This is a genomic window from Tsukamurella soli (assembly GCF_039541155.1).
Lineage (GTDB): Bacteria > Actinomycetota > Actinomycetes > Mycobacteriales > Mycobacteriaceae > Tsukamurella > Tsukamurella soli.
In genome coordinates this window covers 1-16,773 of sequence record NZ_BAABFR010000106.1, presented here as the reverse complement: position 1 = coordinate 16,773, position 16,773 = coordinate 1, and the positions used below count along the sequence as shown (strand labels likewise).

Here is a 16,773-nt window from a genome sequence, read left to right as displayed (position 1 = left end):
CGGCTGCGGCTCGGGCGGAGCGGGGCGAGAAGAATCTGGGGTTCATCAGCTCGGCGTCGAAGTGCTTCGCGTCGGATGTGGCGATGGATGTGACGACCGATGCGGTGCAGTTGCTCGGTGGTGCCGGCTACACGCGGGACTTCCCGGTGGAGCGGATGATGCGCGATGCGAAGATCACCCAGATCTATGAGGGCACCAACCAGGTGCAGCGCTTGGTGATGTCGCGCCAGCTACTGCGCTGAGTGTGAATCATCTTCGGGCGCTGGTGAATACGAGGATCGTGGCATCTCCTTGGGGCGTCTGAGGATTGACAGTGTGCAACCGGACACGTATCGTTGATCGTGATTCCGATCACTAATTCGCATATACGACCACGATTGGGATAGTGCTACCGGGCTTCAGACCCGGTGCACAAGCTGGAGACGACTCGTCGTATCGCCGCGCGGCAGCGGGGTGGAGCGACGACAAAGACAGACGGGAGTGTTCGGTGATCGAACGCGACGAGATTTTCATCAACGGTGCTTGGGTCCCTTCGGCCGGATCGGATGTGCTCACTGTCACCAACCCGGTGACCGAGGAGACCGTCGCTACGATCCCCGCCGGCGCCCGGGAGGACGTCGACGCCGCCGCACAGGCAGCCGCCGACGCCTTCCCCACATGGTCACAGACCACCGTCGACGAGCGGATCGAGATGTTCCGCGAGCTCGCCAAGCAGACCGAGGCACGCGCCGACGACATCACCGCCGCGATCGTCAGCGAGCTCGGCTATCCCGTGAAGTTCGTCGAGCAGGCGCACACCGCCAGCGCCGTGGGGGACCTGCAGTGCCTCGCCGATAGCCTGTCCGACATCACCTGGAACGAGCAGGTCGGGCACACTACCGTCACTCGGGCGGCCGCGGGCGTGGTCGGCGCGATCACCCCGTGGAACGGCCCGATGGGGATGGTGACCAACAAGGCGGGCGCAGCGATCGCCGCCGGTTGCACCGTGGTGCTGAAGGGGACCGAGGTCGCCCCGCTGAGCTCGTTCATCTTCGCCGAGATCGCCGAGGCAGCCGGTCTGCCCGCGGGTGTGTTCAACCTCGTCTCCGGTGCCGGACCGGACGTGGGTGAGGCGCTGGTGACCCACCCGCTCGTCGACGTGGTGTCTCTGACCGGCTCGACCCGCGCGGGGCGCCGTGTCATGGAGGTGGCCTCGCAGTCGGTCAAGCGGGTCTTGCTCGAGCTCGGCGGGAAGTCGGCGAACATCATCCTCGAGGACGCCGACCTGCAGGCAGCGATCGAGGACGGCATCGAGGACGCGTTCCGCAACACCGGCCAGGCGTGCGGCGCGCTGACCCGTGTCCTGGTGCCCCGCGCGCGGCTGGCCGAGGCGGAGGAGTTCGCGATCCGCAAGGCCGAGAGCTATGTGCTCGGCGACCCGTACGACCCGGAGACCACCCTCGGGCCGGTCTCGAACGCGAATCAGCTGCGACGCGTGCGTGACTACATCCGGTCCGGCATTGCCGAGGGTGCCAAGCTGCTGACCGGCGGCCCCGAGGCGCCCGAAGGCCTCGAACGCGGATACTTCGTGCGCCCCACCGTCTTCTCCGGCGACAACAGCCTCCGCGTCGCCCGCGAGGAGATCTTCGGGCCGGTCATCACCATCATCCCGTTCGACGATGAGGACGATGCCTTCGCGATCGCCAACGACACCGAGTACGGGCTCGCCGGCGCGATCTGGGCGGGTGACCCTGAGCGTGCGAAGGCCGCCGCGAGCAGGCTGCGCGCCGGTCGCATCCGGATCAACGGCTCGGCGATCAACAAGCGCGCCCCGCACGGCGGGTTCAAGCTGTCCGGGATCGGGCGGGAGTTCGGCCGGTACGGAATCGAGGAGTACCTCGAGTACAAGGCGATCGGCTGAGGGGGAGACATCGATGATCAGCGTCAAAGCCCGCTCCACCGCCGCGCCCGGCGCCCCGTTCGTCGCGACCGTCATCGAACGCCGCGACGTCGGGCCCACCGACGTGCTGATCGACATCGCGTTCTCGGGGATCTGCCACACCGACGTCAGTCGTGCCCGCAGCGAGTTCGGCACCACCGACTACCCGCTGGTTCCCGGGCATGAGATCGCGGGCATCGTGTCCGCGGTGGGATCAGAGGTGACCCGCTTCGTGGTGGGCGACCGGGTGGGTGTCGGCTGCATGGTCGACTCGTGCCGTGAGTGCGACTACTGCCGTGCCGGCCTCGAACCGTACTGTCGCAACGGGCACGTCCGGACCTACAACTCGATCGGGCGGGACGGGAAGTCGACCCAGGGCGGCTACAGCGAGAAGATCGTCGTGGACGAGGCCTACATCGTCCGCATCCCCGACGGGCTGTCGCTGCAGGAGGCGGCGCCGCTGCTGTGTGCCGGGATCACCCTGTACTCGCCACTGCGGCACTGGAAGGCCGGCCCCGGCAGCAGGGTCGCCATCGTCGGCTTCGGCGGGCTCGGCCACGTCGGCGTGTCGATCTCGAAGGCACTGGGCGCCCACACCACGGTCCTCGACCTGACCATGGACAAGCAGGCCGACGCTATTCGGCGAGGCGCCGACGACTACCGCCTCACCACCGACCCGACGGTATTCGACGACTTCGCCGGGGCCTTCGACCTGATCGTGTCCACCGTGCCGGCGAACCTCGACTACGACAAGTTCCTGGGCATGCTCGCCCTGGACGGGATCCTGGTCAACCTGGGCGTTCCCAAGAATCCGATCAGCCTGGACGTGTTCTCTCTCCTCTACAACAGGCGCTCCCTCGCGGGGACGCTCGTCGGTGGCATCGCCGAGACGCAGGAGATGCTCGACTTCTGCAGCGAGCACGGGATCGGCGCGGAGGTCGAGGTGATCGACGCCGACTACATCGACGCCGCATTCGACCGGGTCGCCGCCGGCGACGTCCGGTACCGCTTCGTCATCGACGTGAGCACCATCGGTTAGATCAACCCGCTGCGGCGGGGTTCGTAGGGGATCGGGCGCGCGCACGGTCCCCTACGAGTGCTTGGCCAGGAAGAAGTGCGGACGGTGTGCCGAACGAATGGCGTACCGAACCAATGATGTGTGTCGAATAAAGGAGACGAAAGCAGATGACGCCGACCACCGACCAGCAGGGCTACGAAGTCGTGGCGGTCGAATACGCTTCGATGACACAGGACAAGTCGAGCTACTATCACCAGTTCGAGCAATACGGTGAGCGGGACGTTCTCGCGCCGATCAGCTTCTACTTCTGGGTGATCCGGCGCGGCGATCTGGTGGTCCTGGTCGATTGCGGGATGAGACTGGCCACCGCGCACGCTCGCGGATTCCCGGTGTCGGGCATCGACCCGGAGGAGGCGCTACGACACTTCGGCGTGGAGCCGGCGGATGTGGACCATGTCGTCATCTCGCACATGCATTTCGATCATGTGGGCTGTCTCGACCTGTTTCCGCATGCGCAGTTCACCATCGCCGACGCGGAGTACGACTTCTGGACCGGGCCGTACGCCGACCGGGCCTTTTTCGCCTGCGCCAGCCAGCCTGATGAGGTGGTGGCGATACAGCGGCTCGCCCAGGCGGGGCGGCTACGGTGGATCGAGGAGGAGACCGAGATCCTACCGGGGATCACCGTCACGCCGTTCCGGGGGCACACGCCTGGGCAGATCATCACCCAGGTCTCCACCGACGCGGGTCTGGTAGTGCTGGCGTCCGACGCCGCCCACTTCTACGAAGAGATCGACAAGGACCGCCCGTTCTTCCTGTTCAACGATCTCGAGGGCATGTACCGCTGCTACGACTACCTGCGCGAGCTCGCCGCTCGCCCGGACACCTGGGTCGTGCCGGGCCACGATCCGCTCGTGATGAGCAGGTTCGAACGCATCGCTGACGGTTGCGTCGACCTCACCCGCCGCTTGCCGGACGCGGACACCGTCCCGGTCGCCTAGCGCAGCGTGGCTGCAGGCTCCCGCGGTAGCCAGTGATCCGCGCTGCTCGGCTTCGATCATGTCGGAAGGTCCCCCTGACCGTGATCGATGCCGCCCCGATCGGGAAGCGAGTGCCACAGTTCACAGGCCGCTGAGCCTGGCCCGCTCGACCGGCGGTTCAGACTGTCGTACTCTGATTCGTATCAACGGAAAGGGGTAGTGTGTCTGCGACATCGGAAGCGAACGATCCGCCCGTCGAGCGTGCACCGCAGCACCACCGGACGATCGACCGTGTCACCAAAATACTCGAAGAGGTGGTCTACCACCCGGGAATGACGTTCACCGATCTGTCCCGCGCGCTGGACGCGCCGAAGAGTTCGGTGCACGGCTTCGTGCGCGGGCTCATCGCGGCGGGGTGGCTGCACCAGGACGACACCCGGTTCTACATCGGGCCCGCCCTGTACGGCTTGACCCTCGCCAGCGGGCATCTCCGTGCCGGAGCGGTCACCGACGCCGACCTGATGGCGCTGCACGAGGCGGCCGGGATCACCGTCTTCCTGGGCGTGCCGGCCGGGGACAACCTGATCTATGTCTCCGAGATCGGCGCCGAGCTGCTGCCGAGCTTCGGCGCACGGTCCAACATCCGCCGCGGGCTGCTCGAGACCGCGGGTGGAAAGGCTCTGCTCGCGGCGATGCCCGCCGACCAACGCGACGCCTATCTCCGGCGGCGTCCCGACAGCGAGGCAGAACTCATCGACCGGTTCTTCAGCGAGTTCGACCAGATCGTCATGACCCGGATCGCCCGGAACACCCTCCACTCGGGCACTCAGTACGCACTCGGCACCGTGGTCGGTGGGCCGACTGGGCGCGCGGCCGCCGAGGTCACGCTCGTCGGGCGGACGGCGGAGATGCGTGCCCGTGAGGCCGAGCTGTCGGCGTTGCTGCTCGAGCACGTCGACCGCTGGAGCGCGCGGTCGGCCGCCAACTGATCGCGGCGCGGGCGTGACCGGGGGATCCCATCCCGAGTCCACAGGGTTGCTACCGGAGTCGGCGTGCTCCCGTCCGGTTCCTGTCGGAGACAGCCGACATCCGTGTCCGCTCCCGAACAGCTCAGTCCGCGCGGGGGGATGGTCATGGTGAATCTGCTACCGCGCCCCGGCCCCGGGCTGGTCGCGGTGAGGGTTCCACTGTGGGCTTCGGCGATTCCACGGGTGATGGTCAGGCCGGCGCCGCTGCCCGCACTGGTGCGGGCTCGGGAGGGGTCGCAGCGGTAGAAACGGTCGAAGATGTGCGGCAGGTGCTCGGCGGCGATGACGTCACCGGTGTCCGTCACGGTGATGGAGACGGCCTCGTCGGCGGGTGTGCTGGCGATGGTGACTGTTCCGCCCGCGGGTGTGTGCCGGAGCGCGTTGCTGAGGTACACCACCTGGCTGAATATCGCTGCGCTCGCGCTCACCGCGACGCTCACCGTCCGGTTCGTCCGCACCGGCGGAATCGGCATGCTGCGCATGATGGGCGGCAGCCCTCCCGAGGCCGCTCCGTCGGCGACCCGCGAGAGACCCGACCGCTAGAGACAACCGATGCCGAGGCGCCGCGGTCTGCGACGTCGGGCATGGACCTCTCCAGTCCGGCCGAGTCACTTCGACTGTATTCATGTCGGTATCGGCCTCCGGAACGTGCTCGCGTTCGGAGGCCGACGCCTCAGGGCTCGCTCACACCACGCCGGTGCGGTGTAGCTCGGCGATCTTCTCGTCGCTCATCCCGAGTGTGTCGCGGAGGACCGCGTCGGTGTCCTCGCCGAGCCGGGGCGCCCGGGTCGGTTCGACGATGGGCGAGTCCGACAGGAACAGCGGGCTGCCCAGCGTCAGCCACTGCCCAGCATCGTCCTGCATCCACCGCAGGACCCCGCGGGCGGCGACGTGTTCGTCCTCCATCAGCTCGGCGAGACCGACGACCGGTGCGGTCGGGATGGCCGTGCCTGCGAGCTTCTCGCCTACCTGAGCCTTGGTCAGACGACTCGTCCATCGTCCGACGATGACGTCGACCTCGTCGGCGTTCTCGCACCGGTCGCCCATGGTGGCGAACTTGTCCGACTGTGCTTCGGGGTCGTCCATCACCGCGACCAAGCGCTCCCAGTGGGCTTGCGTCGGGCACAGCACCGTCACCCAGCCATCGGTCGTCGGGTACGCGTTGTAGGGGACTACGGCGAGTCCGCCGTGCGCGTTTCCGGTGCGCTCGGGCATCGTCCCGCCGCTGTTGATCATCCCGGCGATGTTCGACGACAGCGAGGGCAGGATCGCGTCCTGTAGAGAGACCTCGACGTGCTGCCCGCGGCCGGTGTGCTCGCGCTGGTACAGCGCGGCGAGGATGCCGCTGAACAGGTGGACGCCGGCCATGAAGTCGACGATCGACGGGCCGGTGCGTACGGGCGGGCCGTCCGGGAACCCCGTCGTACTCATCACTGCGGTCCGTGCCTGGACCGTCAGGTCCATCGCCGGCTGACCGGCGTAGGGGCCGAAGGATCCGAATCCCGTGCCCGACGCCATCACCAGTCGCGGGTTGATCGCGCTGAGGGCGTCGTACCCGAGCCCGAACCGGTCCATGGCCCCCGGCGACAGATTCTGTACCAGCACGTCGGAGTGCTCGGCAAGCCCACGGAGGACATCGCGCCCCTCCTCGGACTTCAGGTCCAGACGCATCGCCCGCTTCCCTGAGTTGAGCATGCTGAACTGCACCGATGTGCCGTCCTCGGTGGCGGTGGAGAGCCGGCGGTAGGGATCACCCTGGGGGGCCTCGATCTTGAGCACCTCGGCGCCGAGCCGGGCGAGCAGCATCGAGCAGTACGGCGCGAAGTAGAACTGGCCGACGCAGATCACCTTCACCCCGGTGAGAGCAGCCATCAGAGACTCCGTTCGATAATAAGAACTACAGTATGCCAATGGGAACGCTAGGAGGCCGCGGCCACGCTGTCAATACGGCGCCGACGCATTGGGGCATCCGCTTGCCGACCGGCGGACCCAGATGTATTATTCCGAAATAACGAATAATACTTCGTTACTACGAACTTTGAGGAGTTTGCGGCTATGATGTCGACGTCAGCCCGGGCGCCGCGCACCGCTGCGTCGGATCGGATGGCGGTGGTCGGCGTCGTCGGCACGCGGCTAAACGTCCACTACCGGCCCGGCCCAGGGACACCGCTGGTGTTGTGCAACGGCATCGGGGTCGGGTTCGACGTCCTGGACCCGTCCGTCGCCGCCCTCGACCCGAACCGGCCGGTGCTGCGGTTCGACGCCCCCGGCGCGGGAGGCTCCCCGTCGACCCGCGTGCCCTACACCATTCCCGGCCTGGCGCATTCAGTCACCCGCGCGCTCGACGAGCTGGGCATCGACACCTTCGATGCCCTAGGTCTGTCGTGGGGTGGCGCGGTCGCGCAGCAGCTCGCCCTGCGGCACCCGCGCCGGTGCCGCCGCCTGGTGCTGGTCGCAACCGCGACGGGGGCGGTCATGGTCCCGGCTGCTCCGAACGTGCTCACCAAGATGCTCACCCCGCGCCGCTTCGACGATCGCGACTACGCCGCGGCCGTCGCCGGAAGCCTGTATGGAGGGCATATGCGTGGCGGTTGGCGGACAGTGCTGACCGCGCCCATGCACGAGTGCGCGCCGCGACGATCGCGAACCGCCTACCTCCAACAGCTCCTCGCGGGCGCCCTCTGGACGTCGATCCTCGCGCTCCCCCTGATCCGGCAACCGACGCTGGTCATCTCCGGCGGCGATGACCAGATCGTCCCCGCCGTCAACGCCACGATCATGCGCACCCTGCTGCCGCGGGCCACCGTGCACCGACACTCCGGCGGACACCTCGACCTGATCACCCGGCCCGACGTTCTCGCCCCGATCGTCGACCGCTTCCTCGACCGTGCGTGCTAGGGGCGCCTGAAGCACCCCGGGCGGTTCTGGTCCTCCTACTACCCATGCAGGGCCGTCCGGGGCTGGTGGTCGGGCCGTCGGTCGGCGGCCCGACCACTTCCATCCACGGCGGGGCGTCGATCCACCGCGGCCGTGCAGCGCTTGACATCGTCTGCGACACCTACAACGCTATATGTAATTACGCATCATAATTCGTAATTACGGAGACAATGGGATGGTCGACCGCGCTCGTCCATCCCGACGACCGAGAAGAGAGCCGGCCATGACCATCGACACCGATCTTCGCCTGCGACACGTGACGCCGGCCTTCCGCACCTTCTGTGGCGACGACGCCCTGCGCAGACTCGTAGGTGAGCTCGATCGCGCGGGCGCCAGGCGTGCGGTGATCATCACCGTCCCACCGGTGTTCGGTCATCAGCAGTCGGCGGATCGGCTCCGCGACGCCTTCGGTGACCGTCTGGTCGGCGTCTTCGACGGCGTCGTCGAGCAGAGCCCGCTGCCGGCGGTCGAAGAGGCGCGCGCCTTCCTGGCCGATCACGATGCGGACACCGTTATCGCCGTGGGCGGTGGATCGGCCGTGGTCACGGCCCGCGCGGCCTCCATCCTGCTCGCCGAGGGCCGGGACGTGCGGGAGCTGTGCACCCATCGCGCCGCCGACGGCACGCTCGTCAGTCCGCGGCTGTCCGCGCCGAAGCTGCCGCAGTGGGTGGTGCCGAGCACCCCGACATCGGCCTACGCGAAAGCCGGTGCCGCCGTGCGAGATCCGGAGACCGGGGAGCGCCTGGCACTGTACGACCCGAAGATCCGGGCGCAGGGCATCGCCGCCGACCCCGTCCTGGCGGGCACCGCGCCCGAGCAGCTGGTGCGCTCGGCCTCGCTGAATGTGCTCTCGATGGCTGTGGAGGGACTACTGGCGCGCACCGTGGACCCGCTGGCCGATGCGCTTCTGGCACAGGCGTTGCGGACCGTTGTCGAATGGCTCCCGCAGGTGCGCCGCGATCCAGCCGCCAGCGCACCTCGACTGCAGCTCATGCTTGCCGCACTCATGAGCGGACAGGGCAGCGACTTCACCGGAGGCGGTCTGGCGCAGGCACTCTCGCATGCAATAGGCCCCCGCTCGAGCGCGCCCAACGGAGTTGTCGAGGCGCTCCTGTTGCCACACGCGATGCGCTTCATCGCGGATGCGGTCCCGCACCGGTTCGAGCTGATCGCCGACGTCCTCCGGGTATCCGACCGCACGCCTCAGGCCGCGGTCGCGGCGACCGTCGACCTCATCGCTTCCTTCGACGTGCCGACCCGGTTGCGCGACGTAGGTGTCATGCAAGCAGCCCTGATCGAGGCCGCCGATCACGCGATGGACGATTGGGCTATCACCGCCGGTCCGCGTGTGCCTACCCACTCAGAGGTCGTCGATCTGCTGTCCGCCGCGTGGTGAGGGGGTAACTGCCAGTACACGGATAGGCGTGTCCTCCCACGCATCCGTGCGATGCGATGGAATGGGTGCATGGCCGGCCTCGACGGGCCCGGGATCCGATACGTACCGAGGAGGAGACGGCGATGACCACCTGGTTCATCACGGGAGCGTCGAGCGGCTTGGGGGCGGCGCTCGCGCGCGCGGTGCTGGACCGCCGGTCCGGCACCGTCGTCAACGTCTCCTCGATCGGAGCGCCGCGGTCGAACCCCGGCTCGGGTTACTACAGCGCGACGAAACTCGCGCTCGAGGGTGTGTCCGACGCGTTGCGTCGAGAGGTGGCGCCCCTCGGCATCCGCGTCATGGTGGTCGAGCCCGGCGCGTTCCGGACCGATTTCGCGGGCCGCTCCCTGACCCAGTCGCGGACCGTCGTCGACGACTACGCCGACACCGCCGGGCGGCGCCGCAAGGAGCACGACCGGACCCACGGCACCCAGCCGGGCGATCCCGACCGCGCGGCCCAGGTGATCATCCACACCGTCACCGGCGAGAGTGCCCCGTTCCGCCTGCTACTCGGCACCGATGCCGTCCGAGTCGTCCGCGACGAGATGCAGGAGCGGATCCGCGAGATAGACGAGTGGGCTCCGCTCAGCGTGACCACCGACTTCGTCGAGGCCGGGCGGTGACGGAGCGGGCGCTGCTCGTCTACTTCTCCCGGAACGGCGAGAACTACTACCGCGGCGGCCGCCGGAACCTCGAGGTCGGTAACACCGCGGTCCTCGCGGGAATGATCGCGGACCGGATCGGCTGCGACACTTACGCTATCGAGGCGGCAGACCCGTACTCGGACACCTATGACCCGACGGTGGCGCGCAACGTCCGGGAGCAGGAGGCGGACGCCCGGCCCGCCATCGCAGACCCGCTCCCGGCCATCGCGGGCTACGAGGTGGTCCTCCTCGGCAGTCCCGTGTGGAACATGCGCGCGCCCATGATCATGTACACGTTCCTCGACGCGGTCGAGCTCGCCGGCGTGACAGTCATGCCGTTCGTGACCCATGCGATGAGCGGTATGAGCGGCATCGACTCCGACTACCGAAAAGCGCTACCCGACAGTGATATCCGTGACGGTTTGGCCGTCCTGGGCGACGAGGTCGACGGCGCTGCGCCCGAGCTCGACGCATGGCTGCGCGCGAACGGCGTCGGGTGATCCCGGCGTCCTGCAGCAGACCGACATAGCAGACCAGCACAACCCATCAGAACACGAACAACAAGGAGACCCCTATGGCCGACCCACAGACCGCTGCTCGCACCGCCGTCATCACCGGCGCCTCGTCTGGTATCGGCGCAGCCACCGCCCGCGCCCTGCACGCCGACGGTTACCGCGTGGCGCTGCTCGCGCGCCGGGCCGATCGGATCGATGCTCTCGCCGCCGAGCTCGGCGACGGCGCCATCGCGATCCGTGCCGACGTTACCGACCGGGATGCCCTCGTGGCCGCCGCCGGGCGTGTGCAGGCCGAGCTCGGCGGCGCCGACGTGCTGGTCAACAACGCCGGCACGATGCTGCTCGGCCCGTTCTCCGCGGATCAGCGCGACGACTACCGCGCGATGGTGGAGGTGAACCTGCTCGGCACGCTCACCGCCACCGAGGTGTTCCTCGACCAGTTGAAGAGCAGCGACCAGCGGAAGCGCGGCGGCGGCGACCTGATCAACATCTCCTCGGTCGCAGGTCGCACCGCCAGGGCGACCAACGGCGTCTACGCCGCCACGAAGTGGGGGGTCAACGGTTGGTCCGAGTCGATGCGCCAGGAGCTGCTGCCCGACGTGCGGGTGACGCTGATCGAGCCCGGCGTCGTCGACACCGAACTCCCGACGCACATCACGCACGCGGCGACGCGAGAGGCCGTCCAAAAAGGGTACGACGCGGCGACGGTGAAGCCCGGCGAGATCGCCGAGATCATCGCGTTCGTGCTGTCGCGTCCGCGGCACCTGGCGATCAACGAGGTCCTCGTCCGTCCGGCGACGCAGCTGGGCTGACTGTCCGCCGGCTCATCGCGGGATGGCTCAGCGCGGGACGAACAGCTCGGCGTTCCCGTCGCGCACGACGGCGAACGCCGAGGTGGGGAACTTGGTGTAGGTGAAGGTGGGGTCGAGCTGCACGGCCGCCTCTGCGAGGCCGGGGTCGTGGCCCACCACGAGCACCGTCTTCGCCGTGCCCGCCTTCGCATGCACGATGTCCACGATCTGCGAGCCGGTCGCCCCGTACAGCTTCTTGACGTACTCGACCCTCGCGTCGATGCCCGAGAGCTCGAGCGTCTGGCGGGTGCGCGTCGCCGGCGAGCACAGCACCAGGTCGACGTCGAGGCCCTGGCTCCGGATCCATGATCCGGCCAGCGCCGCCTGGCGCGTGCCACGGGATGCGAGCGGACGGTCCTGATCCTCGACATCGTCGGGATACGACGACTTTCCGTGCCGCAGCAGGATCACGCTGTCCATGCGCGGCAGTCTACGGGCTGAACGAATCGAGCAGGGTCCCGGAACCAGGAGCAATCGGGCCCGGGGTCAGCGTGAAAGCGGCGACGGTGCCCGTCGAGAAGCCCGGGACGTCGGCGCCGGGCGCGAGCAGGTGCGCCACCTCGGGGATCGCGGGGAAGTGGCCGACCACGAGCAGCGTCTCTGCGTCGGGACATACCGCGTTGACGGCGGCGAACACGTCCTCGGGCTCGCAGTTGTACAGCTCCCCGAGCACCTCCGCCGGGCAGTCGACGCCGGTGGCCGCGAACGTCTCCCGGGTCCGCCGCGCCGACGACACCAGCGCCAGGTCGGGTGCCAGCCCGGTCTCGCGTAGCCACGCGCCGGTGGCCGCGGCCTCCGCGACACCGTCGTCGGTGAGCGGGCGGTCGGCGTCGGGCAGCAGCATCGCCGCAGCGCCGTGGCGCATGAGGATCAGGACGGTCACACGGGCGATCATTCCAGCGGCGTGGGATTCGACGCAGACCGCCCGCCGCACCGATGGGTACATTGGGGACATGGCTGGCAAAGAGCTCGATCCCGCACGGCGGAAGGCCGCGCTGGACGTGGCGAAGCAGCATCCCGGGATGCTCGCGGCGATGGCCGCCCCGGCGGTGGTGATCATCGCGGTGGGCTGGGTCGTGAGCACGGGGCTCGGGATAGTCCTGCTGCTGGCGTTCGCCGCGCTGGGCGCCTACGGGCTGTCGCGGCTGCTGCGCGGGCGCTGACGGGTGCGGGTCGACGCCTGGCTGTGGGCGGTGCGGCTGACCAAGACCCGGTCGGCCGCAGCGAGCGCGTGCCGCGGTGGGCATGTGCGCGTGAACGGCGCGACCGCGAAACCCGCCCAGAACATCACCGTCGGCGACGAGGTCCGGGTGCGGCTCGACGGGCGTGAGCGCATCGTCGAGGTGGCGCAGCTGATCGCGAAACGGGTCGGCGCGCCCGTGGCCGTGAGCTGCTACATCGACCACAGCCCGCCGCCGCCACCGCGCGAGATCATCGCGTCGATGCCGCACCGCGACCGGGGTGCGGGGCGGCCGACCAAACGCGACCGCCGCGAACTCGATCGGCTGCTCGGGCGGGAGTGAGCCGGCACCGTCAGCGTTGCGGCTGGGACGCCTGCTGCGCGTGGCCCGCGCACCACTGCTCCGGGGGAACCGTCGCGCGCACGTCCGCGACGTGTTCGCCGCAGCCGGCCCAGGTGATCTTGCCGCACACCTCGCACTGCGTGGGATAGCACATGCCCTCAGCCTAATGGCCCCATCGCGTCGAGCGGTCCGCGCGGCTTCGAGCGGATTCTGTGCCCGGGCTCGACCGGGCCTGCCGATGTCGGCGGGCGCCGCTGAGATCGACATTATTTTGCGGCTTGTCGACGTGACACCGCAGGTCGCGGCGCCTCGGTCAAAAAAATTCCGTCGATCTCAGCGCTACCGCCGGTCGCGGAGACGGGCGCCCTACAGGTGGCAGGAAGCTAGTCCTTCCACTCCACCGCGTCCACCTGCTCTGGAGGCCACGGCGGGGCGGGCGCGAACTTCTCGCCGGGCAGCGGCACCACGCTGACGGTCGCCGCGGGTTTGTCGCTCGCGACACCGTCGTCGCCGAGCCGCACCAGCCACAGCCGATAGCCCGCGTCGTCGCGCACCGTCCGCATCTGTACGCGCGAGCCCAGCGGCAGCGGCTGCAGGTACTCGATGATGCCGCGATGCGGGCCGGCCAGCAGCGGGTCGCCGCTGAGGTCGTCCTCGACCAGCTGCCAGTATGCGGCGTTGTTGAGGTGCTGGAACGGGTCGAAGTCTGTTGCGCGCAGATCGAACTCGCGATCCGTGGCCGACGGTGCCGGCATCGGCTCGGTGTTCAGCGCCTTCCACCGCAGCCGGGTCTCGGTCACGTACTGCGTGAGGTATTGCATGCCGCCGTCGCTGATGTGCGTCGGCATCCCGTTGTCGGCGTTGAACCGGATCCAGAAGCCTTCGGTCTCGACGCGGCCGCCCGCGGAGCCGGTCATGGTGATCCGCATGTTGCACCACCGCGAGCTGGTCGACTCGCACCAGCGGGTCAGCGTCACGTCGGACGGCCAGTGCAGCGGCTCGAGCACATCGATGATCGTGCGCCGCACCAGCCAGTACGGGTCGGTGGCCTGGAAGCCTCGGTGGAACATCTCGTCGTTGGCCATGTCCTGCGCGTATCGGGCGATACCGTCGAGTCGCACCCGGCGCTCGGGGTCGACGTCGCCGGTCCGGACCGGCCAACCGCGCTCGAACGACGGTCCCGGCGGCGTGTCCTGCAGGAACTCGTACGTCGTGGGTGTCGGTGCGGTCGGCTTGGTATCGGGGGCCACGGGCCGACTATAGGCGTTCGGTGCCGGTGCCAGCGCTTCGTCGCCGGCCCCGCCCGACGTCGCGATCCCCAGCGGGTCACCGGCCCCCGAAGGTCGTCCCTTCGCTCAGGGCTCGGACGCAGCGTGGGGGTCACGACGGCCCATCGCGCCGCCACGTCGCGCCGGAGTCCGAATCGGCCTGCCGCGGCGATCCGTCGACCTAGAATTCGGACGTGCGGTTCGGGGGAGCCGCAGGGGGAGAGAAGCGTTGATTGCACAGGTATGGGCGACGTTGGCCGTGGGCGTGATGGCTACCTGCGGGGTGCTGGTGACGATGTGGCAGCGGTCGAGGTCGTCGCGATGTGCGCGCCGAGGATCGCCGGGTCAGGATGGAGCACGACGCCCGCGCAGAGTGGTGGCGGCGGTTCGAGTAGGCGGCTGCGAGGGCACGGTCGCTGGATCCGAATGAGGAACGTTTCGGCCGCGCGGTCATCGTCGCGATCGTCAGGTCACCTCTCATCACTGCGAGTGAGGCTCTCCTCGTGCGGGCCATTGTCCAGGAGTTCGGATTGCGGGATCATGGTGGTCGCCGTGGATGAGGAGGTGAGCGCAATGTCGAGCGATGACGAATCGGGCGCCGGCGTAGCGGAGCAGAGCGATGAGCGTCGGATGTCACTCGAAGAGAGTCGCGCCCAACGTGCTGCGAGTCCATGGGATCTCGCGGGCAGTACCCCGGAGTCACGCATCCTGAGCGCGGAGACGTTGATCATTCTCGACCGCCGCTTCGGTCAGGAGACACCGCAGTGGGTCTTCGACGTCTACGAGGGCCGCCTCCCGGCCTGACTGCGACGCCCGGCCTCAGCCCTACCCCGCCGACGCCGTCTCGAACGCCTGCCACATCCGGGAGTAGATGCCGCCCAGTGCGATCAGCTCGTCGTGCGAGCCGAGCTCTGCGACCCGCCCCCGGTCGAGCACCGCGATCCGGTCGGCGAGCCGCGCGGTGGGTAGCCGGTGCGCGATGAGGATCGTGGTCCGACTACGGGATACCCGGTCCATGGCGGCGGTGACGCGCGCCTCGGCGGCGAGGTCCAGGTTCGCCGTGGCCTCGTCGAGCAGCAGCAGCGCGGGTTCGGCGAGCTCGGCCCGTGCGAGCGCGATCAGCTGCCGCTGGCCCGCCGACAGGGAGCCCCCGCGCTCGCCGAGCACCGTGCGATAGCCGTGGGGGAGCGCGGCGATCGCGTCGTGCGCGCCCACCGCCCGCGCCGCGGCCTCGACGTCGGCATCGGTTGCCTCAGGCCGGCTGTAGGCGATGTTGTCCCGCACGGTGCCGGTGAACAGGAACGACTCCTGCGGGACGTACCCCAGATGTGAGCGGAAGTCGTGGAGGTCGAGCCGCCGCAGGTCGTGGCCGTCCAGGGTCACGGTGCCCTCCGCCGGGTCGTAGAACCGGGCGAGCAGCTTGAGCACCGTCGACTTGCCCGCCCCGGTCTCGCCGACCAGCGCCACCGTCCGGCCCTCCGGAACGTGCAGGTCCACGCCCCGAAGCGCCTCGCCCGCCCCGGAATTCGGGTAGCCGAAGTGCACGTCGCGCAGCGTCACCGCGCCGCGCAGCCGGCCCGGCCGGTCGGGGTCCGACGGTGACGGCGTCAGCGTGTCCAGCGCCATCAGGTCCGCGATCCGCGACACCGACACCCGCGTCTGCTGCCAGGCATCGAACACCTGCGACAGCTGCTGGATCGGCGCGAAGAACAGATCGATGTACAGCAGGAACGCGACCAGGGCGCCCACCGTCAACGCCCCGGTCGGCACCAGCGTGGCGCCCACACCCAGCACCAGGGCGTCGGCCACGGCCGCCAGGAACTGCACGAACGGGAAGTACGTCGCCACCAGCCGCTGGGCCGCGACCCGCGATCGCAGGTACTTGGCGCCCAGCTCGTGGAACCGCTCGTTCGTGAGCACCTCGTGCCGGTACGCCTGCGCCTCCCGGACGCCCGACAGGCCCTCCTGGAAGTCGGCGTTCACCGCGGCGATGCGGTCGCGGGAGAGGCTGTACAGGCGCGCCGAGCGGCGCCGGAACCACACCGTGGCCGCCGCCAGCGGGACGATCACGCTCAGGGTGATCAGGCCCAGCTCCAGGTCGAGGCCCACGAGCGCCACGCCCACTCCGACGAACGTCACGCCCGCCACCAGTGCGTTGAGCAGCCCGTTCTCGACCAGCGACTCGAACTGGTCGACGTCGGTGGTCATTCGCGTCATGATGCGGCCGGCCATCTCGCGCTCGTAGTAGTCCAGCGACAGCCGCTGCAGCTGCGCCCACACCCGCACCCGCAGTGACAGCATGATCCGCTCGGCGGTGCGGCCGGTCACCAGCGTCGCCGCCATGCTGTCCACGAAGTCGACCAGCACCACCACCAGAAACAGGCCGGCCGCTATCCACAGCGCGGCCTCCGACCCCTGCACCACCCCGGCGTCGATACCGTGCTTCATCAGGTACGGGCCGACCAGCCCGGCGGCCGCGTCGATAACCACCAGCAGCAGGCCCAGCGCCAGCGGCCGCCGGAACCAGCGCAGCAGCAGCGGCAGCGAGAACTCGCGCAGGTGGCGCGACTCGGCGACCAGGTCCACCTCGGCGTGGTCGCGCACCGGCGGCAGCGCCTCGACCTTCGCGAGCAGCTCCGGCGTCGGCGCCAGCGCC

Annotated in this window: 20 protein-coding genes and 1 pseudogene; 14 read left to right on the top strand and 7 right to left on the bottom strand. The window is 69.0% G+C overall.

The features are described from left to right. From ABD908_RS22640 to ABD908_RS22620, 5 genes are all read left to right on the top strand, one after another. Positions 1-242 (top strand): acyl-CoA dehydrogenase family protein (locus ABD908_RS22640; RefSeq protein WP_345000123.1); only part of this gene is annotated, 242 nt, incomplete at its 5' end. Positions 243-547: 305 nt separating this feature from the next. Beyond that, the gene (locus ABD908_RS22635; protein WP_425584402.1) at positions 548-1,900 is read left to right on the top strand and encodes an aldehyde dehydrogenase family protein; all 1,353 of its coding nucleotides are present in this window, start codon (positions 548-550) and stop codon (positions 1,898-1,900) included. A 13-nt stretch (positions 1,901-1,913) separates the two neighbouring features. After that, complete coding sequence (locus ABD908_RS22630; RefSeq protein WP_345000277.1) at positions 1,914-2,957, top strand: NAD(P)-dependent alcohol dehydrogenase; 1,044 nt, start codon at positions 1,914-1,916, stop codon at positions 2,955-2,957. A gap of 146 nt (positions 2,958-3,103) precedes the next feature. Continuing rightward, positions 3,104-3,937: an N-acyl homoserine lactonase family protein gene (locus ABD908_RS22625; RefSeq protein WP_345000275.1), complete on the top strand. Its 834-nt coding sequence runs from the start codon at positions 3,104-3,106 to the stop codon at positions 3,935-3,937. A gap of 200 nt (positions 3,938-4,137) precedes the next feature. Further along, on the top strand, positions 4,138-4,905 hold the full coding sequence (locus ABD908_RS22620) for an IclR family transcriptional regulator (RefSeq protein ID WP_345000273.1): 768 nt from the start codon (positions 4,138-4,140) through the stop codon (positions 4,903-4,905). 191 nt (positions 4,906-5,096) lie between these two features. On the opposite strand, the pseudogene ABD908_RS22615 reads toward ABD908_RS22620, so the two are convergent. Next, positions 5,097-5,339, bottom strand: a pseudogene (locus ABD908_RS22615) (sensor histidine kinase); the annotation flags it as partial. On the opposite strand from ABD908_RS22615, the gene ABD908_RS27705 reads away from it, so the two are divergent. Beyond that, on the top strand, positions 5,227-5,487 hold the full coding sequence (locus ABD908_RS27705; RefSeq protein WP_425584403.1) for a hypothetical protein: 261 nt from the start codon (positions 5,227-5,229) through the stop codon (positions 5,485-5,487). The pseudogene ABD908_RS22615 and the gene ABD908_RS27705 sit on opposite strands and share 113 nt — an antisense overlap. Before the next feature lie 141 nt (positions 5,488-5,628). On the opposite strand, the gene ABD908_RS22605 is transcribed toward ABD908_RS27705, so the two are convergent. Further along, positions 5,629-6,816 carry a CaiB/BaiF CoA transferase family protein gene (locus tag ABD908_RS22605; protein ID WP_345000271.1) on the bottom strand — a complete coding sequence of 396 codons (1,188 nt, stop codon included), beginning with the start codon at positions 6,814-6,816 and terminating at the stop codon, positions 5,629-5,631. Positions 6,817-6,999: 183 nt separating this feature from the next. Between ABD908_RS22605 and ABD908_RS22600 the strand changes: the two genes are divergently transcribed. The 5 genes from ABD908_RS22600 to ABD908_RS22580 all read left to right on the top strand — a co-directional run bounded on the left by ABD908_RS22600 (position 7,000) and on the right by ABD908_RS22580 (position 11,287). Next, positions 7,000-7,842: an alpha/beta fold hydrolase gene (locus ABD908_RS22600; protein ID WP_345000269.1), complete on the top strand. Its 843-nt coding sequence runs from the start codon at positions 7,000-7,002 to the stop codon at positions 7,840-7,842. A gap of 262 nt (positions 7,843-8,104) precedes the next feature. Further along, entirely contained in the window at positions 8,105-9,277 is a 1,173-nt protein-coding gene (locus tag ABD908_RS22595) for an iron-containing alcohol dehydrogenase family protein (RefSeq protein WP_345000267.1), read from the top strand. 122 nt (positions 9,278-9,399) lie between these two features. Next, a complete protein-coding gene (locus tag ABD908_RS22590) occupies positions 9,400-9,939 on the top strand; it encodes an SDR family NAD(P)-dependent oxidoreductase (RefSeq protein ID WP_345000265.1) in 540 nt (179 codons plus the stop codon). Further along, the gene (locus ABD908_RS22585) at positions 9,936-10,460 is read left to right on the top strand and encodes a flavodoxin (RefSeq protein WP_345000262.1); all 525 of its coding nucleotides are present in this window, start codon (positions 9,936-9,938) and stop codon (positions 10,458-10,460) included. Before ABD908_RS22590 ends, ABD908_RS22585 begins: the two co-directional genes overlap by 4 nt. A gap of 74 nt (positions 10,461-10,534) precedes the next feature. Then, positions 10,535-11,287: an SDR family oxidoreductase gene (locus tag ABD908_RS22580; protein WP_345000260.1), complete on the top strand. Its 753-nt coding sequence runs from the start codon at positions 10,535-10,537 to the stop codon at positions 11,285-11,287. Between the two features lie 27 nt (positions 11,288-11,314). Here the strand turns inward: ABD908_RS22580 and ABD908_RS22575 are convergent, their stop codons facing one another. Next, positions 11,315-11,746, bottom strand: coding sequence for a SixA phosphatase family protein (locus tag ABD908_RS22575; RefSeq protein ID WP_345000258.1), 432 nt, complete (start codon positions 11,744-11,746; stop codon positions 11,315-11,317). A 10-nt stretch (positions 11,747-11,756) separates the two neighbouring features. Beyond that, on the bottom strand, positions 11,757-12,209 hold the full coding sequence (locus ABD908_RS22570; RefSeq protein WP_345000256.1) for a SixA phosphatase family protein: 453 nt from the start codon (positions 12,207-12,209) through the stop codon (positions 11,757-11,759). 70 nt (positions 12,210-12,279) lie between these two features. On the opposite strand from ABD908_RS22570, the gene ABD908_RS22565 reads away from it, so the two are divergent. Further along, positions 12,280-12,489, top strand: a complete 210-nt coding sequence (locus tag ABD908_RS22565) for a hypothetical protein (RefSeq protein WP_345000254.1) — start codon at positions 12,280-12,282, stop codon at positions 12,487-12,489. Positions 12,490-12,492: 3 nt separating this feature from the next. After that, a complete protein-coding gene (locus tag ABD908_RS22560; protein ID WP_345000252.1) occupies positions 12,493-12,849 on the top strand; it encodes an RNA-binding S4 domain-containing protein in 357 nt (118 codons plus the stop codon). 10 nt (positions 12,850-12,859) lie between these two features. On the opposite strand, the gene ABD908_RS22555 is transcribed toward ABD908_RS22560, so the two are convergent. Together ABD908_RS22555 and ABD908_RS22550 are read right to left on the bottom strand one after the other, a co-directional pair. Further along, positions 12,860-13,003: a hypothetical protein gene (locus tag ABD908_RS22555; RefSeq protein WP_345000250.1), complete on the bottom strand. Its 144-nt coding sequence runs from the start codon at positions 13,001-13,003 to the stop codon at positions 12,860-12,862. A 229-nt stretch (positions 13,004-13,232) separates the two neighbouring features. Continuing rightward, entirely contained in the window at positions 13,233-14,099 is an 867-nt protein-coding gene (locus tag ABD908_RS22550) for an acyl-[acyl-carrier-protein] thioesterase (protein WP_345000248.1), read from the bottom strand. A 570-nt stretch (positions 14,100-14,669) separates the two neighbouring features. Between ABD908_RS22550 and ABD908_RS22545 the strand changes: the two genes are divergently transcribed. Then, positions 14,670-14,921: a hypothetical protein gene (locus ABD908_RS22545; protein WP_345000246.1), complete on the top strand. Its 252-nt coding sequence runs from the start codon at positions 14,670-14,672 to the stop codon at positions 14,919-14,921. A 21-nt stretch (positions 14,922-14,942) separates the two neighbouring features. On the opposite strand, the gene ABD908_RS22540 is transcribed toward ABD908_RS22545, so the two are convergent. Continuing rightward, positions 14,943-16,773, bottom strand: a 1,831-nt coding sequence (locus ABD908_RS22540; protein ID WP_345000243.1) for an ABC transporter ATP-binding protein, incomplete at its 5' end; no start/stop codon positions are given.

Bases quoted from the DNA above. Each gene is read 5' to 3' on its own strand.
- ABD908_RS22630 (WP_345000277.1), top strand. From the start codon at position 1,914: ATGATCAGCGTCAAAGCCCGCTCCACCGCCGCGCCCGGCGCCCCGTTC.
- ABD908_RS22625 (WP_345000275.1), top strand. From the start codon at position 3,104: ATGACGCCGACCACCGACCAGCAGGGCTACGAAGTCGTGGCGGTCGAA.
- ABD908_RS27705 (WP_425584403.1), top strand. From the start codon at position 5,227: ATGACGTCACCGGTGTCCGTCACGGTGATGGAGACGGCCTCGTCGGCG.
- ABD908_RS22605 (WP_345000271.1), bottom strand. From the start codon at position 6,816: ATGGCTGCTCTCACCGGGGTGAAGGTGATCTGCGTCGGCCAGTTCTAC.
- ABD908_RS22600 (WP_345000269.1), top strand. From the start codon at position 7,000: ATGATGTCGACGTCAGCCCGGGCGCCGCGCACCGCTGCGTCGGATCGG.
- ABD908_RS22595 (WP_345000267.1), top strand. From the start codon at position 8,105: ATGACCATCGACACCGATCTTCGCCTGCGACACGTGACGCCGGCCTTC.
- ABD908_RS22590 (WP_345000265.1), top strand. From the start codon at position 9,400: ATGACCACCTGGTTCATCACGGGAGCGTCGAGCGGCTTGGGGGCGGCG.
- ABD908_RS22580 (WP_345000260.1), top strand. From the start codon at position 10,535: ATGGCCGACCCACAGACCGCTGCTCGCACCGCCGTCATCACCGGCGCC.
- ABD908_RS22575 (WP_345000258.1), bottom strand. From the start codon at position 11,746: ATGGACAGCGTGATCCTGCTGCGGCACGGAAAGTCGTCGTATCCCGAC.
- ABD908_RS22565 (WP_345000254.1), top strand. From the start codon at position 12,280: ATGGCTGGCAAAGAGCTCGATCCCGCACGGCGGAAGGCCGCGCTGGAC.
- ABD908_RS22555 (WP_345000250.1), bottom strand. From the start codon at position 13,003: ATGTGCTATCCCACGCAGTGCGAGGTGTGCGGCAAGATCACCTGGGCC.